The sequence below is a fragment of the Nonomuraea glycinis genome, assembly GCF_014646515.1.
GTDB classification, from domain to species: Bacteria; Actinomycetota; Actinomycetes; order Streptosporangiales; family Streptosporangiaceae; genus Nonomuraea; species Nonomuraea glycinis.
The window spans coordinates 562585-586956 of the sequence record NZ_BMNK01000001.1 but is presented as its reverse complement, the minus strand read 5'-3'; the positions used below and the strand labels follow the sequence as shown (position 1 = coordinate 586956).

The 24372-nt window shown below is 68.2% G+C and carries 27 protein-coding genes; 17 read left to right on the top strand and 10 right to left on the bottom strand.

The window, feature by feature from the left end; translation table 11 throughout:
• Window positions 1–5: 5 nt before the first annotated feature.
• Window positions 6–1025, bottom strand: a complete 1020-nt coding sequence (locus IEY87_RS02745; RefSeq protein WP_189136840.1) for a sigma-70 family RNA polymerase sigma factor — start codon at window positions 1023–1025, stop codon at window positions 6–8.
• A gap of 72 nt (window positions 1026–1097) precedes the next feature.
• Between IEY87_RS02745 and IEY87_RS02740 the strand changes: the two genes are divergently transcribed.
• From IEY87_RS02740 to cpt, 3 genes are all read left to right on the top strand, one after another.
• Window positions 1098–1925 carry an alpha/beta fold hydrolase gene (locus tag IEY87_RS02740; protein ID WP_189136839.1) on the top strand — a complete coding sequence of 276 codons (828 nt, stop codon included), beginning with the start codon at window positions 1098–1100 and terminating at the stop codon, window positions 1923–1925.
• Window positions 1926–1987: 62 nt separating this feature from the next.
• Window positions 1988–2266 carry a DUF1905 domain-containing protein gene (locus IEY87_RS02735; RefSeq protein WP_189136838.1) on the top strand — a complete coding sequence of 93 codons (279 nt, stop codon included), beginning with the start codon at window positions 1988–1990 and terminating at the stop codon, window positions 2264–2266.
• Window positions 2267–2540: 274 nt separating this feature from the next.
• Complete coding sequence (cpt, locus tag IEY87_RS02730; RefSeq protein ID WP_189136837.1) at window positions 2541–3071, top strand: chloramphenicol phosphotransferase CPT; 531 nt, start codon at window positions 2541–2543, stop codon at window positions 3069–3071.
• Window positions 3072–3145: 74 nt separating this feature from the next.
• Here the strand turns inward: cpt and IEY87_RS02725 are convergent, their stop codons facing one another.
• The gene (locus IEY87_RS02725) at window positions 3146–3766 is read right to left on the bottom strand and encodes an L-threonylcarbamoyladenylate synthase (protein WP_189136836.1); all 621 of its coding nucleotides are present in this window, start codon (window positions 3764–3766) and stop codon (window positions 3146–3148) included.
• A gap of 202 nt (window positions 3767–3968) precedes the next feature.
• Here IEY87_RS02725 and IEY87_RS02720 point away from each other — a divergent pair, with 202 nt between their 5' ends.
• A complete protein-coding gene (locus IEY87_RS02720; protein WP_189136835.1) occupies window positions 3969–5180 on the top strand; it encodes an SUKH-4 family immunity protein in 1212 nt (403 codons plus the stop codon).
• Here IEY87_RS02720 and IEY87_RS02715 read toward each other — a convergent pair whose 3' ends face one another.
• Together IEY87_RS02715 and IEY87_RS02710 are read right to left on the bottom strand one after the other, a co-directional pair.
• On the bottom strand, window positions 5181–6002 hold the full coding sequence (locus IEY87_RS02715) for a GNAT family N-acetyltransferase (RefSeq protein ID WP_189136834.1): 822 nt from the start codon (window positions 6000–6002) through the stop codon (window positions 5181–5183).
• A gap of 39 nt (window positions 6003–6041) precedes the next feature.
• The gene (locus tag IEY87_RS02710; RefSeq protein WP_189136833.1) at window positions 6042–6986 is read right to left on the bottom strand and encodes a DNA-3-methyladenine glycosylase family protein; all 945 of its coding nucleotides are present in this window, start codon (window positions 6984–6986) and stop codon (window positions 6042–6044) included.
• A gap of 85 nt (window positions 6987–7071) precedes the next feature.
• Between IEY87_RS02710 and IEY87_RS02705 the strand changes: the two genes are divergently transcribed.
• Together IEY87_RS02705 and IEY87_RS02700 are read left to right on the top strand one after the other, a co-directional pair.
• Window positions 7072–8397 carry a family 4 glycosyl hydrolase gene (locus IEY87_RS02705; RefSeq protein ID WP_189136832.1) on the top strand — a complete coding sequence of 442 codons (1326 nt, stop codon included), beginning with the start codon at window positions 7072–7074 and terminating at the stop codon, window positions 8395–8397.
• Window positions 8394–9185 (top strand): DeoR/GlpR family DNA-binding transcription regulator, encoded by a 792-nt coding sequence (locus IEY87_RS02700; RefSeq protein ID WP_189136831.1) that lies wholly within the window; start codon window positions 8394–8396, stop codon window positions 9183–9185. The genes IEY87_RS02705 and IEY87_RS02700 overlap by 4 nt, the downstream gene beginning before the upstream one ends.
• Window positions 9186–9241: 56 nt before the next feature.
• Here IEY87_RS02700 and IEY87_RS02695 read toward each other — a convergent pair whose 3' ends face one another.
• Window positions 9242–10546: an alpha-glucosidase/alpha-galactosidase gene (locus tag IEY87_RS02695; protein WP_189136830.1), complete on the bottom strand. Its 1305-nt coding sequence runs from the start codon at window positions 10544–10546 to the stop codon at window positions 9242–9244.
• A 216-nt stretch (window positions 10547–10762) separates the two neighbouring features.
• Between IEY87_RS02695 and IEY87_RS02690 the strand changes: the two genes are divergently transcribed.
• The 5 genes from IEY87_RS02690 to IEY87_RS02670 all read left to right on the top strand — a co-directional run bounded on the left by IEY87_RS02690 (window position 10763) and on the right by IEY87_RS02670 (window position 15610).
• Complete coding sequence (locus IEY87_RS02690) at window positions 10763–11650, top strand: carbohydrate ABC transporter permease (RefSeq protein WP_225276803.1); 888 nt, start codon at window positions 10763–10765, stop codon at window positions 11648–11650.
• Window positions 11647–12528, top strand: a complete 882-nt coding sequence (locus IEY87_RS02685; RefSeq protein ID WP_225276804.1) for a carbohydrate ABC transporter permease — start codon at window positions 11647–11649, stop codon at window positions 12526–12528. Before IEY87_RS02690 ends, IEY87_RS02685 begins: the two co-directional genes overlap by 4 nt.
• Window positions 12529–13869 carry an ABC transporter substrate-binding protein gene (locus IEY87_RS02680; RefSeq protein WP_225276805.1) on the top strand — a complete coding sequence of 447 codons (1341 nt, stop codon included), beginning with the start codon at window positions 12529–12531 and terminating at the stop codon, window positions 13867–13869.
• Between the two features lie 54 nt (window positions 13870–13923).
• Window positions 13924–14832, top strand: coding sequence for an endo alpha-1,4 polygalactosaminidase (locus IEY87_RS02675; RefSeq protein WP_189136829.1), 909 nt, complete (start codon window positions 13924–13926; stop codon window positions 14830–14832).
• A gap of 166 nt (window positions 14833–14998) precedes the next feature.
• Complete coding sequence (locus IEY87_RS02670) at window positions 14999–15610, top strand: MarR family transcriptional regulator (RefSeq protein WP_189136828.1); 612 nt, start codon at window positions 14999–15001, stop codon at window positions 15608–15610.
• 349 nt (window positions 15611–15959) lie between these two features.
• Here IEY87_RS02670 and IEY87_RS02665 read toward each other — a convergent pair whose 3' ends face one another.
• Both IEY87_RS02665 and IEY87_RS02660 read right to left on the bottom strand, forming a co-directional pair.
• Complete coding sequence (locus IEY87_RS02665) at window positions 15960–16439, bottom strand: ATP-binding protein (RefSeq protein WP_189136827.1); 480 nt, start codon at window positions 16437–16439, stop codon at window positions 15960–15962.
• A 149-nt stretch (window positions 16440–16588) separates the two neighbouring features.
• Window positions 16589–16966: a hypothetical protein gene (locus IEY87_RS02660; RefSeq protein WP_189136826.1), complete on the bottom strand. Its 378-nt coding sequence runs from the start codon at window positions 16964–16966 to the stop codon at window positions 16589–16591.
• On the opposite strand from IEY87_RS02660, the gene IEY87_RS02655 reads away from it, so the two are divergent.
• Together IEY87_RS02655 and IEY87_RS02650 are read left to right on the top strand one after the other, a co-directional pair.
• Window positions 16862–17353 (top strand): DUF5753 domain-containing protein, encoded by a 492-nt coding sequence (locus IEY87_RS02655; protein WP_225276887.1) that lies wholly within the window; start codon window positions 16862–16864, stop codon window positions 17351–17353. The two genes, IEY87_RS02660 and IEY87_RS02655, sit on opposite strands and share 105 nt — an antisense overlap.
• A complete protein-coding gene (locus tag IEY87_RS02650; RefSeq protein ID WP_189136824.1) occupies window positions 17344–17580 on the top strand; it encodes a DUF397 domain-containing protein in 237 nt (78 codons plus the stop codon). Before IEY87_RS02655 ends, IEY87_RS02650 begins: the two co-directional genes overlap by 10 nt.
• A 153-nt stretch (window positions 17581–17733) precedes the next feature.
• Here the strand turns inward: IEY87_RS02650 and IEY87_RS02645 are convergent, their stop codons facing one another.
• Together IEY87_RS02645 and IEY87_RS02640 are read right to left on the bottom strand one after the other, a co-directional pair.
• Window positions 17734–18345 carry an ImmA/IrrE family metallo-endopeptidase gene (locus IEY87_RS02645; RefSeq protein WP_189136823.1) on the bottom strand — a complete coding sequence of 204 codons (612 nt, stop codon included), beginning with the start codon at window positions 18343–18345 and terminating at the stop codon, window positions 17734–17736.
• Between the two features lie 6 nt (window positions 18346–18351).
• Window positions 18352–18927 carry a hypothetical protein gene (locus IEY87_RS02640; RefSeq protein ID WP_189136822.1) on the bottom strand — a complete coding sequence of 192 codons (576 nt, stop codon included), beginning with the start codon at window positions 18925–18927 and terminating at the stop codon, window positions 18352–18354.
• Window positions 18928–19267: 340 nt separating this feature from the next.
• On the opposite strand from IEY87_RS02640, the gene IEY87_RS02635 reads away from it, so the two are divergent.
• Complete coding sequence (locus IEY87_RS02635; protein WP_189136821.1) at window positions 19268–19570, top strand: alpha-amylase inhibitor; 303 nt, start codon at window positions 19268–19270, stop codon at window positions 19568–19570.
• A gap of 170 nt (window positions 19571–19740) precedes the next feature.
• Window positions 19741–20232: a hypothetical protein gene (locus IEY87_RS02630; RefSeq protein WP_189136820.1), complete on the top strand. Its 492-nt coding sequence runs from the start codon at window positions 19741–19743 to the stop codon at window positions 20230–20232.
• Window positions 20233–20526: 294 nt separating this feature from the next.
• Here the strand turns inward: IEY87_RS02630 and IEY87_RS02625 are convergent, their stop codons facing one another.
• Window positions 20527–21045, bottom strand: a complete 519-nt coding sequence (locus tag IEY87_RS02625; protein WP_189136819.1) for a hypothetical protein — start codon at window positions 21043–21045, stop codon at window positions 20527–20529.
• A 200-nt stretch (window positions 21046–21245) separates the two neighbouring features.
• On the opposite strand from IEY87_RS02625, the gene IEY87_RS02620 reads away from it, so the two are divergent.
• Both IEY87_RS02620 and IEY87_RS02615 read left to right on the top strand, forming a co-directional pair.
• On the top strand, window positions 21246–21641 hold the full coding sequence (locus IEY87_RS02620) for a hypothetical protein (protein WP_189136818.1): 396 nt from the start codon (window positions 21246–21248) through the stop codon (window positions 21639–21641).
• On the top strand, window positions 21638–24367 hold the full coding sequence (locus IEY87_RS02615; protein WP_189136817.1) for a KGGVGR-motif variant AAA ATPase: 2730 nt from the start codon (window positions 21638–21640) through the stop codon (window positions 24365–24367). The genes IEY87_RS02620 and IEY87_RS02615 overlap by 4 nt, the downstream gene beginning before the upstream one ends.
• The last annotated feature ends 5 nt before the right edge of the window (window positions 24368–24372 follow it).

Genomic DNA, 24372 nt, shown 5'->3' with positions numbered 1-24372 from the left:
CCGCCTCAGGGCAGCGAGGCGGGCAGACCGATGGCGGTGAAGTGCTCGGGGCCGATGAACGAGGTGATCTCGCAGATGTACGCCCCACGCAGCGTGAACACGTTGACCGACCAGGCGAGGTAGGCGCCGGCGGCGTCGTTCCAGAGGTAGCAGCCCAGGGCGGGCTGGCCGTTCGCGCCGGTCTCCAGGTGCCGCCAGGAGCCGCAGCCCGTCAGCGGGACCCGTACCGCGAAGTCGGTTACGGTCGCCAGGCCGCGGTACCAGTGCGGCAGCGGCGGCATCGACCAGGTGACGTCCTCGGTCAGCAGGGCGATGAGCGCGTCGGCGTCGTCGCGTTCGAGCGCGGTGGAGTAGCCGGTGACGATCTCCCGCAGGCGCGCGTCGCCGATCTTGCGCAACGTCTGCTGCTGCGTACGGGAAGGGACCTTCTCCGCGACGACGCGGCGGGCACGCGCGAGGGCGGAGTTCACCGAGGTGACGGAGGTGTCCATCATCGCGGCGATCTCGGCGGCGGAGAAGCCGAGCACCTCGAACAGCAGCAGCGCCGCCCGCTGGTTGCCCGGCAGGTGCTGGAGGGCGGCGACGAAGGCGAGCTCGACGGCCTCGCGCTGCTCGTAACGCGCGGCCGGGCCGGCCTGGCCGCCGGTCAGGGCCTTGTCGGGATAGGGGCCCAGCCAGGCGACGTCGGACAGCGGGGCGTCGTCGATCACGGGGTGGTCGCTGGCCGGGCCGAGGTCGACGGGCAGCGCCCGCCTGCCGCGCGCCGCGACGAGGTCCAGGCAGGTGCGGGTGGCCACGGTGTAGAGCCAGGAGCGCAGCGAGCTGCGGCCCTCGAAACGGGCGAGTCCCCGCCACGCCCGCAGCAGGGCGTCCTGCAGGGCGTCGTCGGCGTCGTGGGTGGAGCCGAGCATGCGGTAGCAGTGCGCGTGCAGCTCCCCGCGCAGCGGCTCCACCAGGCGGGTGAAGGCCGTGTCGTCCCCGTCGCGTGCCAGCGTCAGGTCCCGCGTCGCAGAATTCTCCTCCATGAGCGACGATTCTGCCCTCCGTGGGGAGTCCCTACTGCGACCGGACCGAATATCGCCTGCCAGGAGGCCCAGATGAGCCCGACGATCCCCGCCATCTCCGCGACGCTGGAGGTCCCTGGCGCGCGCCTGCACTACGAGGTGCGCGGCGCGGGCCCGCTCGTGGTGCTCGTCGGCGCGCCGATGGGCGCCGACGCCTTCGCGCCGGCGGCCGACCTGCTCGCCACCGACCACACCGTGCTCACCACCGATCCGCGGGGCATCAACCGCAGCCCCGTCGCCGACCCGGACCAGGACTCGACCCCTGAGCTGCGCGCCGACGACCTCTCCCGGCTCCTGACCCACCTGGACGCCGGTCCTGCCGCCGTCTTCGGCTCCAGCGGCGGCGCGGTCAGCGCGCTGGCGCTCACCCAGGCCCACCCCGAGCAGGTGCACACCGTGGTCGCGCACGAGCACCCGGCCTACGCCCTGCTGGACGACCGCGAGCGGCTGCACGCCGCGGCCGACGACATGATCGCCACCTACTTCGCCGGTGACGTCGTCGGGGCCTGGAAGCGGTTCATGGCCCTGTCCGACATTTTTCTGCCGGAGGGGATGATCGAGCAGACGTTCGGCGGGGAGCGCGACCCCCAGCAGGTGGCGGACGAGCGCCGCTGGTTCGCCCACGAACTGCGCCCGACCATCGGCTGGAAGCCCGACCTGACGGCTCTGCGCGAGGTGCCGACCCGCATCGTGATCGGCATCGGCGAGGAGTCCACCGGCCAGCTCTGCGACCGTACGTCGACCGCGCTCGGCGCGGCGCTCGGCATCGAGCCGACGCTGTTCCCCGGTGACCACACCGGCTTCGCTGACGACCCCGAGCGGTTCGTCACCCGGCTGCGCGCGATCCTGCGCGACAACTGACCACCGAACGACCACGCGGTCCTGCGCGACAACTGACCACCGGACGACCAGAGGAGACCACGATGCCCACCCAGCCGATCGATCTCACCTTCACCGCGCCCATCGAGAAGGACGGGGCCTTCGCCACCTTCGTGACCGTGCCGGGCTCCGCCGAGTATCTCGGGACGAGGGCGGCGGTGAAGGTCGCCGGTACGATCGACGGCCATCCGTTCAACGCCACCCTCATGCCGTCGGGCGGCGGCCCGCACTGGCTGCCCATCAGGGCGGCGCTGTGCAAGCTCATCGGGAAGAACCGGGCGGGCGAAGAGGTGACCTTCCACCTGCTGCGGCGGCTCAGCTGATTGTCGGAGTCGATCTCTAGTCTGCGGCGCATGACGAACGCGATCTCCCGCGATGGAGCCGGGCAGGACGTACGCGATCTCATCAGCGCGCGCAGGACCGGAGAGCTCGCCGACCGGGTGCTCGCACTGACCGGCCCCGAGCGGGCCGAGGTGGCGCGGCGGCTGCCGGAGTTCCGCGCACAGGCTCGCGCGATCGCCGTACGGGCGGAACGGGTGTCCTGGGGTGGGGAGGAGGACGATGAGGACGGCCGGGATCGCCTAGGGTGGCGCGGTGATGTCCCAGGTGATCGTTCTCAATGGTGGTTCCAGCTCGGGGAAGTCCGGCCTGGTCCGGTGTCTGCAGGCGGTCCTGCCGGATCCGTGGCTGGCCTTAGGGACGGACACCATGATCGAGGCCATGCCGGCGGCGATGCACAGCTCGGCGGCGGGGATCGAGTTCGCCCCGGACGGCACCGTGAGCGTCGGGCCGGAGTTCATGGCGATGCAGGCGGCGTGGATCGAGGGCGTCGCCGCGATGGCCCGGGCCGGCGCCCGCATCATCGTCGACGAGGTCTTTCTGGGCGGGGCGGGGTCCCAGCAGCCCTGGCAGCGGGCCCTCGATGGGCTGCACGTCGTGTGGGTCGGCGTGAGATGCGAGGCCGCGGTCGCCGAGGGCCGCGAGATCGCCCGGGGCGATCGGATCGCCGGGATGGCCGCGTCCCAGGCGGAGCTGGTCCACCGAGGCGTGACCTACGACCTGGAGGTGGACACGACGCACACCGAGTCGCTGGAGTGCGCGCGGGCCATCGCCGCCCGGCTTCGCTGACCGCAGGTCGCGGCCCCCGTCCGCGACTGGCGCAGCCAGGCCGAGGCGGCAGGGCGGTCGTCTCTGTCCGGGGCCTACTCGAAGAGAGAAGGATCACCGGTGCCTCGGCGGAGGATCTCGGGCTCACCCTGGGAGAAGTCGACCACCGTCGTCGGGGTGGCGCCGCACTCACCGGAGTCGATGACCGCGTCCACCACGTGATCGAGCCGCTCCTTGATCTCCCACCCCTGCGTCAGGGGCTCAGCCTCGTCGGGCAGCAGCAGGGTGCTCGACAGCAGCGGCTCACCGAGCTCGGCCAGCAGCGCCTGGGTGACGACGTGATCGGGGATCCGGACGCCGACCGTCTTCTTCCGGGGATGCATCAACCGCCGCGGCACCTCTTTGGTCGCGGGCAGGATGAACGTGTATCCGCCGGGAGTCGCCGCCTTGACCGAGCGGAACAGCGCATTGCTCAGATGCACGAACTGGCCGAACTGAGCGAAGTCCCCACACATCAGGGTGAAGTGATGGTTGCTGCCGAGGCCCCGGATCTCTCTGATCCGATCGATCCCGTCCCTGTTGCCCAGCCGGCACCCCAGGGCGTAGCACGAGTCCGTCGGGTACGCGATCAGCCCGTCCGCCCGCAAGAGGTCGACCACCTGGCTGATCAGCCGGGGCTGCGGATTGTCCTGATGCACATCGAAGTACCTGGCCACACCCTGGATCTTAGGAGCGAAGCCGCGACCGCATGACATCGGCCTGCCGACTCGACGGCCGTCGGAGCCCCCGGGCCGGTTGATCAACAAGTGTGATCGATGAGGGTGGGCGGCGGTGAGACACCGACTACGCTTGCGGCAACTTGATCTCCGAGCCTGACGTCGCATGCCGCGATCGTCCACAACGACGAGGTGCCGGATCGTGGTTACGCACGAAGAGCTGGTCGAAGCGTTCGGCGACGACGGCCTCCTGCTGATGGACCCGGCGCGGCTCCACGGCACGGGCGTCTCGGCGGCGGACACACACCTTCTGTGCCAGGTCGGGCTGCCGGTACGGGTGGACCCGGCGTTCACCACCCTGGTCACCGGTGAGCCGGCGGTGGGCTCGCTGGTGGAGTTCCGGGCGGGCGCCGTCCTGGTGCTCGGTGGGACGCCGGGGGACGCGGGCATGCGCTACTTCCTCGACCCCCGCAGCGGCGCCGTGGGACTGCTCACCTTCGACGACGAGCCGCACGCCGAGCAGGTCAACAGCTCCCTGGGCCACTTCGTGGAGTTCCTCCTGCGGCTCGGATCCGCGACCGTCGAAGAGCTGAAGGCGCTGGATCCGGGCGCCTTCGGCGACGCCGAGGCCTGGTGGCCCATGGTGCTGGTCCGCCGGATCACCGAGCGGCGCGCCGACCGCGACCGGTTCGAGCGGGCGCTCGGCCGGTTGGCGGACGAAGGCTGGCAGATCGTCGACGCCGAGCGGTTCGCCGCCGACACCGGGACCAGCGGGCTGCTGAGCCCGGCCGTGGGGGACCACTTCACGCCCGACGGCGCGCTGGTGAAGGATGTCGCCCTCGCCTGGCGGGGCGGGCTCTCCTCGCGGATCCAGTCGCTGTTCGCCTGGGAGGGGCTGGTGCTCTCCGTTCCCGGGCAGGCCGAGCGGCGTGCCGACCATGACGCGCTGCTGGAGATGGACGCCGACGAGCTGAGCGAGCAGGCGGACGCCGCGATGGACGCGCTCTTCGCGGCGGTCCACGGCCTGGCCAAGGCGGAGGAAGGGGTCGTGACCTGCCTGGCCACGGACCGGGCCTCGGATCTGTGCCGGATCGTCGGCGTGTTCGGCCGGCTGGTCGCGCGCGGCTACGTCGCCGAGCCCGACCTCTGGCCGACCTCCTCCGGCGGCTGGCAGACGGTCCACGACCTGACCCCGGCCGGGGAGCCGCCCAGGGCGCTCTTCTGGACCACCCAGGCGCACACGTCCTGCTTCGACGCCCGTGGCGACCTGGTCGACGACCTCGCGCTGGAGTGGGCCGGCGATCGGGACCTGATCGCGGCGATCCTGGCCGAGACCGGGCTCGTGGTGCGGGTCCCCGAGACCGCGGACAGCGCCTTCCTGCTCCGCCCGGCGGGCCGGGCAGGTCTCACGTGATCACTCGCCGTCCGGCTCCCAGACCCAGTTCCGGCGGCTGTACATCGGCAGCAGCCCCGCCCGCAGCATGTTGTTCAGCGACGGGTTGGGCCGTCCTTCCTGCGGCAGCCCGGTCTCGGTGACCAGCCAGCGGCACCCCAGCTCCGCGGCCAGCTCGGCGCGCCTGGCCAGCAGGGCCGACTGCGCGCCCTGGTTGCGGTATTCCCGCAGCGTCGCGTCGGCGGTGAGCGCGCCGACCTCCCCGCGGACGAAGAGGCTGCCGGTGGCGACCATCGTGTCGCCGTCCCACGCGGCCAGCGGGTGGAAGTCCGGATGGTCGTAGGTGGCCGCCAGCATCTCGGTGAACCCCTCCTCGGGCATCCCGAACCCGCGGAAGGTGACCGTCGCCCACTGCCGCACGTCCTCGGGGCGGACGGGCTCGACGTCCAGCTTGCTCTCCCCGGGCCAGAAGTCCTCCACCCGGCAGGCCAGCTTCACGTAGTGCGAGGCCGGCCGGAGGCCGAAGGCGGCGCGGATCTCCTCCCAGTCGGGCGGCAGCACCGAATGCGCGATCTGGAACGTGGTCCGCGTGTTCCCCTGTGAGCGGTAGAAGTCCACCACCCGGCCGATGAGCTCGTACGTGACCGGCTCCTCGAAACCGAAGCCCAGCGCCTTGTTCCAGAACCCGGTGACGTCATGGAGGATCGACAACGCCACCCCGCCACCGATGCGCGTGGTGGCGATCCCGAGCTGGGCCTTGACCGAGGGCGCCGCCATGGACTCGTACTGGTACATGGTCTCCGCCTCGACGCCTTCGGCGAGAGCGGTGGACAGGTCTGCCATTTCATTCCCCTCGACACGCGGTGTGGCCGCCACACTCTCTCAACGGGATGTCCACTCTCCAGACCGTTTCCTGCCCACTTCCTGCCCACCCGTGCCGTACGTCGACTGCCCACCCGTGCCGTACGTCGACGCCCGGAACAGGAAGGACGCCCAGGAGCGGTAGGGCCGCCACGCCTCCGCCAGTTTCCGGTACGCGGCCGGGGTCGCGTCCTCCGGCAGGTCGTACGCCTGGCGCAGGATCGCGAACAGGCGCGGCTCGTCGCCCGGGAACGCGTCCGGCGCGCCCGCGCCGCGAATCAGGATGAGCCCCGCCGAGAACGGCCCCACGCCGGGCAGCGCCCGCAGCTCGGCCAGGGCCACCTCCGGCTCGGCCGCGCGCAGGTGCTCGGTGGTGAGCACGCCGTCGAGCGCCGCGCGGGCCAGCCCGCGCAGCCACTCCTCCTTCTGCGCGGGCAGCCCGAGCCCGCCGGCTTCCAGCAGCGTCACGGGCGGCGGGAAGACCGCGTACGTCTGCCCGTCCATGGTGATCTCGGCGCCGTACCGCTCGGCGATGCGCTGCTTGAGCCTGGCCGCGACGATCATCGACGACCGTTGGACGATCACCGCCCAGCACGCCGCCTCCCACGGGCTCCAGAAGCACACCGGTCGCAGGCCGGGGCTGCGCCGCTGCAGGTCGCCGAGCACGTCGTCATCCTGGCCGAGCTTGGCGAAGCCGCCGCCGTCCACGTCGAGGGACAGGATCCGCGCCACCTCGCCCCTGATCTCCCGCCCGGTGGCGCGGGTCGTGGCGACGGCGACGCCGTCCGGCGCGGCCGTCACGCGCACGCCGATCGGCAGCCAGTCGGCCTCCGCGCAGTAGGCGAAGCGCAGGGCCCGCCCGTCGGAGGGCAGCGCGCTGGTGGCCGGCCAGTCCTCGACGAAGCGCAGCGACGCGCCGAAGTCGAACGGCCCCTCGGCGGAGAGCGTGAATCCGTGCATGGTCATGTGCCTATGCTGCCCGCCCTCTCCCCGGGTGCGCCCATGCCGGTGGTGAAGTAATGTTCGCCCCACGTACGCGTGGGAGGTGAGGATGGCACGCATCGTCTTCATCGGCGCCGGTGACGTGGACCTGCTGCGGAGGATCGTCTCCGATCTGCTCCTCGCCCCCGCCCTGCGGGGCGAGCTGGAGATCGTGCTGTACGACGACGACCCCGGCCATCTGGCGACGGCCGAGGCGCTCGTCCGGGCGCTGGACGCCGAGGCGGGATCGGCCGCGGTGATCAGCGTCTGCCCCGTGCGCCGCCAGGCGCTGGACGGCGCCGACTTCGTGGTCGGCTACCTCCATGTGGGCGGGTTCGAGGCGACGCTGCGCGACTTCGAGATCCCGCACCGCTACGGCCTGCGCCAGACGATCGGCGACACCATCGGCATCGGCGGCATCTTCCGGGGCCTGCGCACCATCCCCGTCTATGTCGAGCTGGCTCGGGAGATGGCCGAGCTCTGCCCGGACGCCTGGTTGCTGAGCTGCAGCGACCCGATGGCGATGACGGGCTGGGCGGTGCAGGAGGCCACCACGTTCGAACGGTTCGCGGGCGTGTGTCACGCGGTCTGCGACACCCACGCCTACCTCGCCGACCTGGTGGGCCGTGGCCTGGACGAGGTCCGTTTCCGCACCGCCGGGGTCAACCACCAGTCGTTCGTGCTGAGCTTCGAGGCCGACGGCCGCTCGCTCTACCCGGAGCTCGACGCGGTGCTGGCGACCGACCCGGAGCTGGAGCGGCACGTACGCGTGGAGATGTACCGCCGCTTCGGCTACTTCCCCACCCAGTCCAGCGAGCACGCCGCCGAGTACGTGCCGTGGTTCATGCGGCACCCGGCGGAGACCTCCCGCCTCGGCGTGCCGGTGGAGGAATATCTGCGCCGGGCCGGCCGGAGCCTGCACAAATACGAGGAGACCAGGCGCGCGCTGTCGGCGGGCCGGCCGCTGCTGGTGCGCTGGCAGCATCAGGAGCCGGCCGCCGCCGCCATCCTGGCCATGCTGACCGGCCAGGAGAAGGAGGTCTACGTCAACGTGCGCAACCGGGGCCTGATCGGCAACCTGCCCGAGAGCTGCTGCGTGGAGGTGCCCGCCCTGGTCGACGCGGCCGGGGTGCATCCGCAGCCGATGGGGGACCTGCCCGTCCAGCTGGTCGCGCTGAACCGTACCTTTCTCAATGTCGTCGAGCTGACGGTGCGCGCGGTGCTCGACGGCGACCCGCGCCATGTGCACCACGCCGCGATGCTGGACCCGAACACCGCGGCCACGCTCCCGCTGCCGGCCATCGAGGCGCTGTGCGAGGAGCTGATCGAGGCCCACGGCGACCTGCTGCCGGCGGCGATCCGCGCCCCCGGCCGTCCCGCCGGCGCCCGCTCATGACCGAGTCGGTGCCGACGGAGGTGCGGCGCGAGCGCATGCTCGGCCTGCTCATGGAGCAGGAGTTCGCGCGGGTGGCCGAGCTGGCCGAGGTGTTCGGCGTGTCCAGCGTGACGGTGCGCGCCGACCTGGACGCGCTGGAGGAGCAGGGCCGGATCCGGCGGGTCCGCGGCGGCGCGGTGGTGGCCGGTCCGCTGCCGCGCACCGAGCCGTCGTTCGAGCTGTCGCTGGGCACCGCCGCGGTGGAGAAGGCGCAGATCGCCAGGGCCGCCGCGCGGCTGGTCGGCTCTGGCGAGAGCGTGATGATGGGGGCCGGCACCACGACCGCCTACGTCGCCAGGGAGCTGGTGGCGCGCGCCGACCTCACCGAGGTCACCGTGTTCACCAACGGCCTGCGCACCGCCCTGGAGCTGGAGCCGGCGCTGCCCCGGTTCGCCGTCGTGCTGACCGGCGGGAGCCTGCGCCGCCAGCAGCACTCCCTGGTGGACCCGCTCGGCGGCAAGCTCATCGAGGGCGTCCGGGTGGACACCGTCTTCATCGGGTGCGGCGGCGTGCATCCCGACGACGGGGTCACCAACGTCAACCTGCCCGACGCGGAGATGAAGCAGCGGATGCTGCGCTGCGGTGCGCGCCGGATCCTGGTCGCCGACTCCGCCAAACTGGGGGCGACGAGCATGGCGCCGATCTGCGCACTGTCGGACATCGACCTGCTCATCACCGGCGAGGCGGCCGATCCCCAGCTGGTGGCGGTGCTCCGCGAGCGCGGCCTGAAGGTCGAGCTCGCCGGCTGAGCAGGGCGGCCCGTAGGTCGAGCCGGCTGAGCAGGGCGGCTCGAAGGTCGAGCTCGCTAGCTGACCAGGGTCGTCCGCAGCTCCGGCGGCAGCAGGTCGCCGTGGGCCTTGGTCAGGTCGTCGCACATGCGCCAGATGGCGTCCAGGGAGAGCGTGGCCGAGGCGTTGGGATCGACCATGACCGCATGCCGTACATACTCGGGCCGTCCTTCGAGCGCCGCCCGTACCGTGAGCTCGTTGACGCTCACGTAGGTGCGGTTGAGCGCGGCGAGCTGCGGCGGCAGCGCGCCGACGCGGGTGGGCCGCACGCCGCTCCCGTCCACCGCGCAGGGCACCTCGACGACGCAGCCGGGCGGCAGGTTGGAGATCAGGCCGTCGTTGACGACGTTGCCGTAGACCACCCGCGGGGTGCCGGTCACCATGCTGTGGATGATCTGCGGCGCGTACTCGCCGGTGCCCTCGACGGGCAGCTCGGCGCCGGTGCGGACGGCCTCGCGGGTCCGCTCGTACTCGCGTACGTTCTCCGCGCTGATCCCCACATAGTCACCCACGGGGATGCGCAGCCGGTCGATCTCGGCGTCGTGGCGGAGCAGCCAGGACACGTATTCGGCCGAGTGCTCGCTGGTCTCGGTCGGGTAGTGGCCCAGCCGCCGGTACATCTCCACCCGCACGCGCCGCCGCAGCTCGGCGTCCCGCTCGACGGCGGCGTCCAGCCGGTCGTAGAGGTTCTCGCCGTCCCGCTCGAACCGCAGCACCCAGGCCTGGTGGTTGACGCCCGCCGCGAGATAGGTGACCTCGTCGTACGGCACCCCCACCAGCTCGGCGAGGCCCTGCATGGTCCAGTAGACCGAGTGGCACAGGCCGACGACGTTGCGCACCTTGCCGCTGAGGTACCAGACGTTCATCGCCATCGGGTTGGTGTAGTTGAGCAGCAGCGCGTCGGGGCAGACCGCGGCCATGTCGGCGGCGATGGCGTCCAGGACGGGGAAGGTGCGCAGCGCGCGGAAGACGCCGCCGACGCCGATGGTGTCGGCGATCGTCTGGCGCAGGCCGTAGCGGGCCGGGATCTCGAAGTCGGTGACGGTGGCGTCGTGCCCGCCGACCTGGATCATGTTGATGGCGAAGTCGGCGCCGTCCAGGGCGATCTTGCGGTCCGGCTCGGCGGTGATCTCCGGGCGGGCGCCGCGCTCGGCGGCGATCCGGTGCGCGACGGCCTCGGCGACCCGCAGCCGCTCGGGGTCGATGTCGTGCAGGACGATGCGGGCCGCGTGCAGCTCCGGGTAGGCCAGCAGGTCGGCGAGCAACCCCTGGGTGAACACCACGCTGCCCGCGCCAATGAAGACGATCTTCGGGTTTCTCATGCTGGAACGACTTCCTCCCAGGTCGGCCGTGCCGCCGTGCCCCTGCGGCGGCCATCGGCAGGAACGCTCCCAGCACCTTCGATAACTTGTCAAGTCTTACGAAGTTACTCGCATAACGCTCGCGTCGCGTTTCGCATCGAAGGTATTGACAAGGTTTCGAAAGTGGCGAAGATGGACTCCATCCCGCCGTTCAGGAGGTCTGGAGATGCCGCCACGATGCTAGAGACCCCACGTAGACAGCGCAGGGACGGCAGGGTCGCCGTGGGATTCCTCGCCCCGGTGTGCCTCGCCTTCGCCGTCTTCTACCTGTATCCGGCGATCCGCGGCGCGTGGTACTCCCTGACCGACTGGAACCTGCTGTCCGAGCCGACCTTCGTCGGCCTGGACAACTACGCGACCCTGGTGAGCGACCCGCTGTTCTGGAACGCGCTCAAGGTCACCGGCTACTACGTCGTGCTGACCATCGCCCTGCAGATCGTCGGCGGGCTCGGCCTGGCCGCGCTGCTGCACCGCCTCACCCGCTCGCTGCTGATCCGCTCCCTGCTGCTGGTGCCGTGGCTGGTGCCCAGCGTGACCACCGCCCTGCTGTGGATGTGGCTGCTGGACGCCAACCTGGGCTTCTTCAACCATGTGCTGCGCGGTGTCGGCCTGGACAACCAGGGCTTCCTGACCTCGCCCGACCTGGCGCTGCCCAGCGTGGCCGTGATCAACGCCTGGAGCGGCGTCGGCTACACCGCCCTGCTGCTGTACGCCGGGATGCTGCTGATCCCGCCGCAGATCTACGAGGCGGCGGCGATCGACGGCACCGGCGAGGTGCGCCAGTTCTTCTCCATCACGATGCCGCTGCTGCGGCCCATCCTGGCGTTCGTCCTCGTGGTGTCCCTGATCGGCTCCTTCCAGCTGTTCGACACCATCGCCGTCACCACCAAGGGCGGTCCCGTCAACGCGACCCGGGTCGTCTACTTCTACATCTACGAGCAGGCGTTCACCCACTTCAAGATGGGGTACGCCTCCGCGCTGGCGCTGAGCCTGGTGCTCATCCTCGGCGTGCTGACCTTCATCCAGCTGCGCCTGTTGCGCGCCTCCACCTCGGACCTCACGTGAACCTGTCCAAGATCGGCCGCCTGGTGGCGTGGCTCTGCCTGATCGCGGCCCTCGTGATCTCGCTGTTCCCGCTCTACTGGATGCTGCGCACCGCGATCACCCCCGGCCGCGAACTGGCCGCCGACAACGCCGGCCTACTGCCCGGCAACCCCACGCTGTTCAACTTCGAGCGGGTGCTCGGCCTGGCGACCAGGGAAGAAGCACGGGCCGCCGGCGGCTCGGGGGCCGACCTGAACTTCTTCCTCTACCTGCGCAACTCCATCCTCTACACCGGCCTGATCACCGTCGTGCAGACGCTGATGTGCGCCATGGCCGGCTACGCCTTCGCGCGGCTGCGCTTCCGGGGCCGGGACACGCTGTTCGGCCTGTTCGTCGCGGCGCTGATAGTGCCGCCGATCTTCACCCTGCTGCCCAACTTCGTCCTGGTCAAGGACCTCGGCTGGCTCAACACCCTGCCGGGGCTGGTGGCGCCGACGCTGCTGATGACGCCGTTCGCGGTCTTCTTCCTGCGCCAGTTCTTCCTCGGCATCCCGCGCGAGGTCGAGCAGGCGGCGCTCATCGACGGCGCGGGCGCGTGGACCATTTTCTGGCGGGTGGTGCTGCCCATGACGAAGGGCCCTCTGCTCACCCTGGCCCTGACCACCGCGGTCTGGACCTGGAACGACTACCTTTGGCCACTGCTGGTGGCTCCGGGCGAGGAGTCGCGGGTGCTCACCGCGGCCCTCGGCATCTTCCTCAAGCAGTCGCCGAACACGGCGCCCGACTGGACCGGCCTGATGGCGGGCTCGGCGCTGTCGGTCATCCCGGTCCTGCTGCTGGTGGCCTTCTTCGGCCGCCGCCTCGTGGACTCGATCCAGTTCTCCGGCATGAAGGGATAAATGATGAAAAAGCTGTTCATGGCGGTGACGGCCGTGGTGCTCACCGCGTCGTGCGGCGGCGGCGGCGCGTCCGACGGGGGCGCGTCCGGCGAGGGCAAGACCACGCTGACCTACGCGCTCTGGGACGACGTCCAGCAAGGCGCCTACCAGCAGTGCGCCGACGCCTTCCAGAAGGCCAACCCGGACATCACCATCAAGATCACCCAGAACGCCTGGGACCAGTACTGGCAGAGCCTCACCACCCAGATGGTCTCCGGCGACGCCCCGGACGTGATCACCATGCAGGCGTCGTTCTATCCCCAGTTCGTCAAGAACGGCCAGCTCCTGGACATCCAGCCCATGGTCACCGCGGACAAGGTCGACCTCACTCAGTACTGGCCCGGCCTGGCCGAGTCCTGGGTCAAGGACGGCAAGAGGTACGGCCTGCCCAAGGACTGGGACACCATGGCCATCATCTACAACGTCAAGCAGGCCAAGGAGGCAGGCGTCGACCTGACCGACCTGACCTGGAACCCCAAGGACGGCGGCACCTTCGAGGACGCCCTGGCCAAGCTCACCGTCGACACCGCCGGCAAGCGCGGCGACGAACCCGGCTTCGACAAGACCAAGATCGCCGTGTACGGCTACGCGCCCGAGCTGAACGACGGCTCCCTGGGGCAGAACAGCTGGGGCAACCTGGCGGTCTCCAACGGCTTCTCCTACATCGACAAGAACCCGTTCGGCACCAAGTACTTCTACGACGACCCCAAGCTCGTCGAGACCGCGGCCTGGTTCAAGACCATCGCCGACAAGGGCTACACGCCGTCGTACGACAAGACCAGCTCGCTCGGCACCGACGCGGTGCTCACCTCCGGCAAGGCGGCACTCGGCGTCACCGGCTCCTGGATGATCAAAACGTACCTGGAGGCCACCGAGCAGGAGTTCGCCTTCGCCCCGCTGCCGGCCGGGCCGCTGGGCCGCAAGTCCTCCTTCAACGGCCTGGCCGACGTGATCTACGCCGGCACCGAGCACAAGGACGCGGCCTGGAAGTGGGTGAAGTTCCTCGGCTCCACCGACTGCCAGAACATCGTCGCCGACAACGCCGTCGTCTTCCCCGCCATCACCAGCGCCACCGAGCGGGTGCTGGCCGCGCACGAGAAGGCCGGGCGGGAGGTGCAGCTCTTCGTGGACCAGGCCAAGGCGGAGAACGGCACCTTCCTGCTGCCGGTCAGCGACCACGCCGACGAGATCAACCAGATCATGGGCACCGCGTTCGACGAGATCTGGCTCGGCCAGAAGGACGCCAAGACCTCCCTGACCGCGGCGAACCAGCAGGTCAACTCCCTGCTCGCCGGCGGCTGACCCCCTCCACCGGAATCACGTTCGACGCCCCTTCACCCCAGCGAGAGGCAGAACATGCGTTTTTCCCGATCCCTGATCACGGCGCTCGTCACCTGCTGCGCCATCGCCCTAACCGGCGTGGCTCAGGCGCAGGCCCAGCCCGCGCACACCCAGCGTCCGGCCACCGCCGCCACCGCCACCGCCACCGCCGAGAAGCTCAAGCTGCCCGCCCCCATCCCCTGCCCCGGCTGCTGGCGTCCCGCGCTCAACACGAGCTGGCAGTGGCAGCTCTCGTCCGTGCCCACCGAGCCGTTCCTCAACGTCACCATGTACGACATCGACGGTTTCAACGCCACGAAGGCGACCGTACGCCGCCTGCACGACACCAAGGCGGGCCGCAAGGTCGTCTGCTACCTCAGCGCCGGATCGTACGAGGACTGGCGGCCGGACGAGGCCGACTTTCCCGCCTCGGTGCTCGGCGACCCGCTCGACGACTGGGAGGGCGAGCGCTGGCTGGACATCCGCCAGTACACCGGCGCCTTGGGCGGCATCATGCGAGCCCGCCTGGACATGTGCAAGGCCAAGGGCTTCGACGCCGTCGAGTTCGACAACGTCGACGGCTACACCAACGAAACCGGCTTCGACCTCGACGCCGGCGACCAACTTCGCTACAACGCCTGGCTCGCCAACGAGGCCCACCGCCGCGGACTGTCCGCCGCCCTGAAGAACGACGTCACCCAGATCCCCGCCCTGCTGCCGTACTTCGACTGGGCCCTCAACGAGCAGTGCTGGCAGTACAAGGAATGCACGACCCAGCAGAACGGCGACTACGGCTACGACCAGTTCGTCAAGGCGGGCAAGGCGGTGTTCACCGTCGAATACGAGCTGCCCACCTCAAAGTTCTGCACCAAGTCCAACACCCAGAACTTCAACTCCCTAAAGAAGAACCTGGACCTGGACGCTTACCGAGTCGCCTGCCGCTAACCACCCCGCCCGGCCGTGCACCCCAGCAAGAACACCCAGAGCATTCCGGACCTCGGCATCCCACCCCCTCCAGCGACTTCCAGGGCACGGCGAGCTATCCTGTCAAAGAGCCAGAATATCCTGGCTCTTTGACATTAATATACGGAGCGTGATCAGTTCATCACGCATGCTGCTGGCAAAGGATCCAGGCATGCAGCGACCACCGCCCCCGATTTTCCCGATCTTCCGCTCCCTGATCACCTGTGCGGTGCTGACGCATACGTACGTGGGTGGCGGCGAGCAGTCTGTCACCGAGTTGGCCGAGGCCATCGGGACCGACAGCGGCACCATGACCCGCGAGGTGTTCAAGCTTGAACAGGCCGGCATCCTGACCAGCCGCCACGTAGGCCGCACCAAATTGGTGCGAGCCAACCGGACGGCTCCCTTCTATGAGCCATTGCGGGACCTCGTCACGATCACTCTGGGTCCCGCCCAGGTCCTCGCCGAGGAACTGGGCCACATCGACGGGATCGAGGAAGCCGCGATCTTCGGCTCGTGGGCGGCACGCATGCGCGGCGAGCCTGGTCCCGCCCCGGTGGACATCGACCTTCTCGTCATCGGCCGTCCCGATCGCGACGATCTCCACGACGCCACGGCACGGGCAAGGTCCAGGCTCGCGCGCGAGGTCAACACCGTGGTCGTCACCAGCGCCCGGTGGCAGGCGAACGAGGATGGATTCATCCGTGAACTCCACAATCGCCCACGGGTGACGCTGCGCCTCGCCGTTGGAGACACCTGATGCCGAGCTGGGCCCGTGGGAGGCACGAGATAGGCGGCGCTCCTCCAGATCCAGGGCCTATGCGCGACTACGGCCGGTGGCCACTTGGCGGTCCAGCACGCCGCCCGCGCGCAGTTCGGCGCCTCCATGGGAGCGATCCTCCGCCCGGTCGACCGTATCCGTACGACTCGACACGAAAGCGAATATCCGACTACGACCACCTGGATCGACGAGGACAGCGTTCGCGACGACCTTCCAGCGGCGACCGCAGTCGTGGACGCGGCGGACAAGGCACTTCAACACCTCTCACCGTTCGTCCGGTGACACTGCTCTGTCAAAACGCCAGGACATCCTGGCGTTTTGACAGTTGTCAACGGACTGCGATCGGCTCGCCACTCCGAGGCCAAGCGATCAGCTGGAACCAGACGGACTTCCCGTATGGCGTGACGGTCCAGCCCCAGTCGTGGGAGAAGGTCTGGACGATGGCGAGCCCCCGGCCGGACAGGTCCAATGGTGAGGCGAGGCGGAGGCGGGGCAGCACGGGACAGGTGTCGTGGACATCCACCACGAGCAGTTCCTCCTCGCGGCTGACCGTGACGCGGATGGCGTGAGTGCCGGCCGCCCCGTGCGTGAGCGCGTTGGTGACGAGCTCTGAGACCAGAAGCTCGGCAACTTCCGGTACGTCCACCGCCGCGCCCCAGTCGGCGGCCACGTCGCGGACGAACCGGCGAGCCGACGGCAGGCGTCTCCTTTCGCACGGAATCCATTTCTCGCCCAGCACGGGAACGAGCCGATCCGGCGCGTAACGGCATTCGGCCAGGGCCGCACGGGCGCTGAGGGCCTCTTTCATCGATGTTTCTCCCGGTCTTGGATTCCCGGGTTCCACGCTCTCGCACCGCGACTACTCTTAGTAGATTATTCATTACCAAGAGTAGGATTTGAAGGCCACGCCCATGTCATTGAAGTCTGGCGAGGGAGGGCGCAGTGAGTGATTTCCATTCACCACAGGCGATATGGGGCCGAGAGCTCCGCCACTACCGGCAGCGGGCATCCCTGACCCAGGCTTAGCTCGCCGACAAAATCCACTTCAGCGAGTCCCTGATCAGCGGAGTCGAAACCGGGCAGCTCCCGGCCAGCCCCGAGTTCGCCCAATGCTGCGACACGACCCTCGACACCGGCGGCGCCCTCCAGCGCCTGCTCGACTGGCGCCGAGCCCAGGTCTTCCCCTCCTGGTTCGGCAAGTGGCGCGACAAGGAACAGGTCGCCACCACACTGCGCTCCTACGAGCCGCTCCTGATCCCGGGTCTCCTCCAGACCAAGGCGTACGCGCATGCGCTGCTGCGTGGCGATGAGAGCGCCGTGGCCGCCCGCCTTCATCGGCAACTCATCCTCACCCGCGAGGACCCTCGGCCCCCGATCCTCCGTTGCGTGATCGACGAGGCCGTGCTTCACCGGCCGATCGGCCCGCCGGAGGTGATGCGCGAGCAGTTCGACCACCTGATTTCCATGGTCAGTCCAGCGCTGAGCGTGCAGGTGGTCCCCCATGGCATGCATTCCGGTCTCATGGGCGGCTTCGCCATCGCGACGCTGGAGGGCGGGATCGACGTACTGTATGCGGAGACGGCCGTCCGAGGTCTGACCACCAACGATCACGACGACGTCACGGCGGCGATCGAGCGTTTCGAGGCCATCCGCACCGAGGCGTTGCCGCTGAGCATGTCGCTTGAGCTCATCAAGAGGACAGCGGAGGAACGATGGACCTGAGCAAGGCGCAGTGGCGCAAGTCAACCTTCTCCGGCGACAACGGCGGAAACTGTGTCGAAGTCGCGGAGCTGACCTCCCGGTTAGAGGGCGCCCGCCCCGGTCATGACGACACACTGATCGCCGTACGAGACTCCAAAGACCCCGACGGCCCAAAACTGTTCTTCACCCCGGCCGAATGGGACGCCTTCCTCAACGGCGTCAAGGCCAACGAATTCGACCGCAGCTGACCTCGTACACGAGCAGTTTGTCGCTGACAGGCGCACCGGATGCACGTCTGCCGCCTTCCGGTTCGGAGAGCAGCGCGACAACCCTGCCCTTGCTGAACAGGCATTCTGTCAAAACGCCAGGACATCCTGGTGTTTTGACAGGACCCAGCGCGATCAGGCGGCCAGCAGTTGGTTCTCCAGCTGATGCTTGATCACCATAGGTGAGACCTGATAGCGAACCGCAATCTCCTCGATGTCATCCTGGATCGCCACCAGAGGCGAGGCGCCCAGCAGACCGCCGATGCCGGCGGCAGGAGCGAGCAGTTCGGCGGCGAACGCCCTCTCCACCTTCTGACGATCGGTGTACGCCGTCGTGACCAGGAAGAACGGCTCGGACTCCCACAGGTAGTGCCACAGTGCCCGGGAGAGGGTGAACCGGCTCGCCGTCACAGGAAGGCCCGGCACGGTCACCGCCACCGGCCCGAACCCTTCGGCCGCGCCGCCGAAGGCGCGCAGCCCCGGATCGGCGGGACTCCTACCTACATTGACGATGTACGGCTCCAGCGGGAATCTCTCGCTGTCTGGCAGACCCAGTGCACGCCGCACGGTTCGCGCCTGCGTCCATCCTCTCTCCCAGGCCCGATCCACCGGCGGCGGCGTCGTCGTCGCCCCCGCCCACAGGTCTTCCCGCAGCCGTACGGCATCCGTCCGGCGCTGGGTGAGCCCTACCTCGGACCGCGCCTCGTTGATCCAGTCCAGCGCGGCAGCCAGCGAGTCCGGCTCCACCGCGTCCTAGAAGTCCCCCAGGATGTTCCCCCGCAGCTCACTCGCCGCCCGCACGATCAGATCCTGGTACGGCTCAGCCTCGGCATAGGGATCGAGCCCCAGCCGCGCGGCGGCGAGACAGAACTCCACCTCATCGGGCTCAGCCGCCTGAACCGCACCCCACTCCTTCTCCAGCGTGGTGCCGTGAACCCCCTGCTCGGCAAGCCGGGTCAGTACGGCCGAGATCAGCCGTTCGAGCTCCAACTCCACGGCCGCGCCATCGACCAGCGCCTCTCCCTCGGACAGGAACCGAATCGGGCGTTGCCCATCCGGCTGTGCATGATCTCGCTGCCAGATCAGCCGCTTGCTCTGCCCCTCAGGAATGATCAGCAGATCGGGCCACAGGAAGCCGTCCCCACTGCCACGGAGGGAATGCCTGCGGACATCTCGCGGCAGATAGCGATCCGGACGGCCGACATCGACGTTGCGCGCCGGCCTCGCGTCGGCGCGCAGAAACCACCAGTGGTAGGCGGCCCATTCGGCCAGCGGGTACAAGGGGCAGTAGATCGACCGCCGCGAGCTCCCCGACTCCCGGTCCTCCACCAGTGTCACCTGCTCAGAGCCCACACTGATCTCGATCCGAGCCCACGTCGCCCGATACTCCGGCGCCCTGACCGAAGGCGCCGGCTCCCACTCCCACCGGAGCCTCAGCCCAGAATCCGTCGTCATCGCTCGCCTCATAGATCACATCATCCAGGCCGCGCCAGACGTATCGAGGGAACTTGCCGCAGATCGGTCGTCGGTGGTGATGACGTTGCGCATATGGCCGACCGTGGACAGTGTGTATCTATAGAATCACGCTCTGTGGCCATGAAAGTCGGCACCGTTGTGGCCACGCTCCTCCTCCACACGAGCGTTTCCCCACAGGAAGGGACCACCGACCATGCACACAGCCCTCAGAATCACCCTCGGCGGCGCGGCCATGAGTCTCCTCGCACTCCAGGGCACGGCAACGGCATCTGCGATCCCCGCGGGCAACGCCCCGTCCTGCGTCACCGTCTGGCAGACCACGGGCACCATCACCAAGACCGGCTACGCCAGGAACGACTGCGGCGAGACGATGAACCTCAAGATCGTCTGGGCGCACGGCGTCGACGGGAGCTGCCAGACGGCACGGCCGGGCGACACCATCAGCAGCAAGGTGCCCCGCGGCCCCAGGAACTTCGACGGCGCCGGCCGGTGCTGACCGTCTGAAGCGAGCCCGGGACAACCTCCGATCGAGACGAACGGGGGTTGTTCCGGCCGGCCCATCGGGAATCTCCGCGAGGCGGACTCGCCGCTATGGCTGTGACAAGAAACGATCACCGGTTTCGCGATCGGCCGGTTGCGGCCTGTCGGATTTGATACACAATCTCCATGGAGATGCAGGTCTGGGCTTCGCTGCTCGGTGTGCTGCTGGGAGGGCTGATGTCCTATCTGGCGCAGTTCACCACCGTGCGACTTACCGGCAGGAATGAGGAGAAGCGGCAAGCGGCTCAGCGGGCCGAGGCTCGACGTTCGGAGCAGCTGGAACTGCTGCGCGAGTTCATCACGATCACGCAGGAAGGCATTCGCATCGCCGAAGAGCGCGATCAGGCCCCTGACTGGAATGCCGCAGGAACGCCTGAGTGGCTCGCGAAGGCCCGGAGCGTCATCGACCGCCTCTGGGTGGCTGAGCGGATGATCCAGGTCCTGTTCCGTCCTCAGATGTACCAACTCGCGCGTGCTTACGCGACAGCGGTGGACCATGTCCTGTGGCGCCTGCCCGACCAGATCGCGGCCGAGGGTTCGATGTGGGACCACCTCAGAGGTCCGCAGCACGCGTTCCTGGAGGCGGCCCGTACAGAGGTCGGTTCGCAGCACGCTTGAGATGACCGGCGAGCCCGGCTCCGGCGCAAGCGCCAGGTGAACGTCTCAACCGTCACGCAACACCGTTGGCGAACAAGCCCTGACCCGCGACAAGGAACTCCTTCTGAACCCCGTGCGTTTCCTGAGTGTCACCCCTCGACACAAGGAAAATCATGACCAATATGGGCGTCCCGGAGATCCTCCAGCTGCTTGTGATCGTCGGCGTGGTGGTCCTCATCGTCCTGCTGGTGAACCGCCTGCGAAAGTAGCGCCGCTCCGGAACCTGTCAAACCCGGTGAGACAGGTTCCACCCCGTCATGGGACGGGCGCCCTCTCACCATCGCCGAGCATGGTCACCGTCTCCTCCAGGGTTCCCGCGAACTCGGCGGCAGGGAGCTCGGCCACGAAGACCGTTCCCGCATGCCCGGGATGTGTGAGCAGGTGGCCCTCTCGCCAGAACTCCAACGTGATCACCAGGCGGACCCCTTCCCGCCAGAGGAATGACGTCACGTTGTCAGTCGTGGGACCCCAGCCCCAGCGGTGAAAGAACCCGAACCGCTCGTACTCCTGCTCGCCGTCCCTGGCCCCGGCCTGAAGCCGCCGGTGAATGGCGGCCGGAGACAAACCGACGAACGGCGGGGCCTGGTCCTCAAGGGAGCGGATCCCGGCAGCGGTGCGTGCCACGTCAAAACGGAACTGTTTGACGAAGACCATGTTGTCCTCGCACGTCACCCACTGATCAGCGACCCACAGGTCCACCCGACGCAGCGACGAGCCGCCCCAGCCTCCGACCTCGACAGCGAACCTACGCTTGTCACCCAAAAGCCCAGCCATCCGAGCACCGTGGCAGATGCATCGCCCGCGCACAAAACACGCCTCTCCCGTCACTCACACAAAACCATGATCACTGGACTTGGCCTAGTCAGCTGCATATAGGCGGAAACGCGACATCGGAGCACCAGAGCCCTCGATACGACCATGACGTTTGGCATATGGCCAGTCGGTGACTATGGGCATCTATATGCTTACGCTTCGTGGCCATTGACGTCGGTAGAAACCAACTGCGAGCTCGTTCAGCCGCCCATCTGGCAGCGAGCGATTCCCTGGAAGAGGAACCGTCGGCCGCGCTGCTGCTCTTCTACGGGGCAGAGTGTGGACTGAAGGCGGAGATCATCCACCAACGCGGTCTGCGGACCACAGCCGACCTCCCGGACTACCTGCGTAAACATGATCTGCAGCGTCTGGCAAGAGAACTGAACCTACCGCCGCAGCTCTGCGCCCAGATGCGGCCTTGCGCCACCCGGCGGAGGGAAGCACAAGTCTCCTTCAGCGAGCTTCATGAAGCCTGGAGGTACGGCCGGCCACTCGATGAGAAGCACGAGATACAAGCCGTCGTGGTGCTACGTGCTTTGCTGGACTGGTGTGGATGAGAATCGAGGCCATGACCATGCCCGTATCTGGCGCCGGTGTCCCGGAACACATCTACACGTGGGTCGACGTCAACGATCACCTGGCGGTCTTGGCCACATGCCGGGCCTGGCCGATGTGGCTGCTCGAGTGTGACGCGTTCTGGGATGGGCTGGAGTTGACGGTCCGCCCCGACACCTCCCCAGACCTGGCCATACAGTGGCTGGGAGAGTCATTCGGCGTGGGGTCGTTGGTGCGCGAGGCCGGTGAGGCGTCGCTTCGGCTCGACGGAGTGCCCGGTCGCCTGTCTGATCGTCTGCTTCCGGTCTCCATCAGGGAGCGCAAGGTCACATCCGCCCGCCGTGAGCTGCGATGGCGGGAACGGCACATCGTCCGGGCCCTGGGCGAACCGCTGCCCGCGCCTGAGGCGCCTTTCGCGGGCGGAGTGCAGATCGCGGCGTTGCACTCGTTCAAGGGTGGAGTCGGCAGGACGCTGCACGGAGTGGCACTTGCCCACGCGGTCGCCCAGCGAGGCGGCAAGGTGCTGCTGGTGGACGCCGATCTCGAAGCTCCGGGAATCACCTGGATGTTCGCGGCCCAGGGGCGGCGGATCGACTTCAGTTACGAGGACTTCCTCGCGCTCCTGCACTCCTCCGAAGACGGTCGTCCCGACGACGCCGTAACCCTCGGCGCGGCCTATCTGCCTAATCAGAGAGCCGACAACGTCATCGTGCTTCCGACGAAGCGATCGCTCCTCGATGTGGTCCCACCCCGGCTGGAACCTGTCGACCTGCTGACTCCAGGCCGTTCGAGCTACTTCCTCACCGAATCGCTCGCGGAGTTGGCCGTACACTTGGATGCCCGTACCGTGCTCGTGGACCTTCGCGCGGGCACCAGCGAACTTACCGCCCCCGTCCTGCTGGATCCGCGGGTCAAACGGGTCTTCGTCACCACGATAAACGATCAGTCATTGCGGGGGACGGTACGCACGATCAGGGAACTCGGCCGCCGAGCACCGACCCGACCGGAGATCGATCCGCCCGGTTCAGTGATCATCACTCAGTTCCGTGATCAGGGGCACGAAGATCTGGCCGCCAACGCTGCGGCTCAGCTGCGTGACGCGGTCGCATGGACGCTCGTTCCGGACGAGGGCGGCGCGGAGGATCGCACAGTCGATGACGATGTCACTCTTGAGCCCATCTTCAGCCCATTCCAGGAACGTCTCCTGGCTCTTCCCGCGTCATGGGATGCTGTCATCGATGTGATCCGCCGCCAGCAGTTGCCCGAGATGCTGTCGTCGCTCGTCAACGAGCTGAGCCAAGTGAGAAGCGCCGCCGCCGATGACGACATACGGGGCGAGATGATTCTCGATGACTTGCCGAGCCGCCGGGAGCGCCTCAAGCGTTTCAGCCGGAAACTCGTCTACGCGGAGACGGCGGAAGACGCGGACTTTCTCGCGACCGAGTCCCTCCGGAATCTGCTCTCCTCACATCGCACCGAGCCCCCGCTGTGCGTAGTGGTCGGAGCCAAAGGTTCCGGGAAGACCTTCACCCAACTCCAGATGTGTTTCCGCAGAACCTGGAACCGTTATGCGGAATCCGTGGGTGTCAGCGATGTCACGCTCAAGGCACCGTTGGTACCGGTCTTCGTATCGAAGAATCTGAAGACCTCCACAATGGACCGCCTCGAGAGAATTCAGCGAGACGTCGGCGCGTTCCCGGACGGCGTGCCTGCGAGTCCACTCGATCTCCGCGATCTGATCGCCGATGCGCTGCGTTCGAACCTGTCGGATATCGAGTGGCGGAGGGTGTGGCTGACCTGTATCGCCCGCTCTGTCGGGCTGAAAGCGGCTCCGGACAACGTCGAACTGCTGCTCGCCCGGTTCGCTGCCGGCAGCAGCCGGATATTTCTCGTCGACGGTCTCGAGGATCTGCTCCAGAATTTCTCGCAGAACAAGGCGGAGAGCCAGGCTCTGCGGGTGCTCCTGGTGGATTGCCTGGACTGGCTGCGAAGTCTGCGCGGGCGACCACTCGGGCTCGTCGTGTTCGTCCGCCGCGATCTGGTCCAGGCGGCCATCCGACAGAATCTTCGACAGTTCTTCGCGCGATACAGCGAGTACGAACTTAAATGGAACCCATCTGAGGCGCTGCGGCTCGCGCTGTGGGCCGCGCAGCAATCCGGAGCCCTGCCTGATATCACCCCCGAGCAGGTGTTCAAGGCTACCGATCAGGCACTGGGACATCTGCTCACCCGACTGTGGGGCGAGAAGATGGGCTCCACCCGATCGCGGGAGGCCCGGTCGGTCGGGTGGTTTCTGGCGGCGCTGTCGGACTTCAACGGGCAGATCCAGGCTCGCGACATCATGACGTTCCTCGCCGAGTCAGCCGCCCTGTCAGTGGACGAAGGGCGATGGTCGGACCGCCTGCTGGCACCGGCGGCCATGCGAAAGGCACTCGTGGCGTGCAGCCAGGACAAGATTCGCGCGATAAGTGAAGAGAGCCCTCCTGTCGGGGCCCTGCTCAAGCGACTCGATGAACTGCCGATCGAACAGAAACGCATTCCCTCCGGCCCCAAAGCCCTGCGGCTGGCCAGCGGTGACCTGGAGATTCTGGCCGCGAACGGAGTCGTCTTCCGCGAAGAGGACCAGTACTGGATCCCAGAGATATTCCGGCACGGTCTCGGGTTCAAGGCGGCGGGCCGTCCGAAGATCCTGGCAATCGCGAATCTGGTCCGGCAGCAGATCACCTGACCCGT

Bases quoted from the DNA above. Each gene is read 5' to 3' on its own strand.
- IEY87_RS02745 (WP_189136840.1), bottom strand. From the start codon at position 1,025: ATGGAGGAGAATTCTGCGACGCGGGACCTGACGCTGGCACGCGACGGG.
- IEY87_RS02740 (WP_189136839.1), top strand. From the start codon at position 1,098: ATGAGCCCGACGATCCCCGCCATCTCCGCGACGCTGGAGGTCCCTGGC.
- IEY87_RS02735 (WP_189136838.1), top strand. From the start codon at position 1,988: ATGCCCACCCAGCCGATCGATCTCACCTTCACCGCGCCCATCGAGAAG.
- cpt (WP_189136837.1), top strand. From the start codon at position 2,541: ATGTCCCAGGTGATCGTTCTCAATGGTGGTTCCAGCTCGGGGAAGTCC.
- IEY87_RS02715 (WP_189136834.1), bottom strand. From the start codon at position 6,002: ATGGCAGACCTGTCCACCGCTCTCGCCGAAGGCGTCGAGGCGGAGACC.
- IEY87_RS02710 (WP_189136833.1), bottom strand. From the start codon at position 6,986: ATGACCATGCACGGATTCACGCTCTCCGCCGAGGGGCCGTTCGACTTC.
- IEY87_RS02705 (WP_189136832.1), top strand. From the start codon at position 7,072: ATGGCACGCATCGTCTTCATCGGCGCCGGTGACGTGGACCTGCTGCGG.
- IEY87_RS02700 (WP_189136831.1), top strand. From the start codon at position 8,394: ATGACCGAGTCGGTGCCGACGGAGGTGCGGCGCGAGCGCATGCTCGGC.
- IEY87_RS02695 (WP_189136830.1), bottom strand. From the start codon at position 10,546: ATGAGAAACCCGAAGATCGTCTTCATTGGCGCGGGCAGCGTGGTGTTC.
- IEY87_RS02690 (WP_225276803.1), top strand. From the start codon at position 10,763: ATGCTAGAGACCCCACGTAGACAGCGCAGGGACGGCAGGGTCGCCGTG.
- IEY87_RS02680 (WP_225276805.1), top strand. From the start codon at position 12,529: ATGATGAAAAAGCTGTTCATGGCGGTGACGGCCGTGGTGCTCACCGCG.
- IEY87_RS02675 (WP_189136829.1), top strand. From the start codon at position 13,924: ATGCGTTTTTCCCGATCCCTGATCACGGCGCTCGTCACCTGCTGCGCC.
- IEY87_RS02670 (WP_189136828.1), top strand. From the start codon at position 14,999: ATGCTGCTGGCAAAGGATCCAGGCATGCAGCGACCACCGCCCCCGATT.
- IEY87_RS02665 (WP_189136827.1), bottom strand. From the start codon at position 16,439: ATGAAAGAGGCCCTCAGCGCCCGTGCGGCCCTGGCCGAATGCCGTTAC.
- IEY87_RS02660 (WP_189136826.1), bottom strand. From the start codon at position 16,966: ATGAAGGCGGGCGGCCACGGCGCTCTCATCGCCACGCAGCAGCGCATG.
- IEY87_RS02650 (WP_189136824.1), top strand. From the start codon at position 17,344: ATGGACCTGAGCAAGGCGCAGTGGCGCAAGTCAACCTTCTCCGGCGAC.
- IEY87_RS02635 (WP_189136821.1), top strand. From the start codon at position 19,268: ATGCACACAGCCCTCAGAATCACCCTCGGCGGCGCGGCCATGAGTCTC.
- IEY87_RS02630 (WP_189136820.1), top strand. From the start codon at position 19,741: ATGGAGATGCAGGTCTGGGCTTCGCTGCTCGGTGTGCTGCTGGGAGGG.
- IEY87_RS02625 (WP_189136819.1), bottom strand. From the start codon at position 21,045: ATGGCTGGGCTTTTGGGTGACAAGCGTAGGTTCGCTGTCGAGGTCGGA.
- IEY87_RS02615 (WP_189136817.1), top strand. From the start codon at position 21,638: ATGAGAATCGAGGCCATGACCATGCCCGTATCTGGCGCCGGTGTCCCG.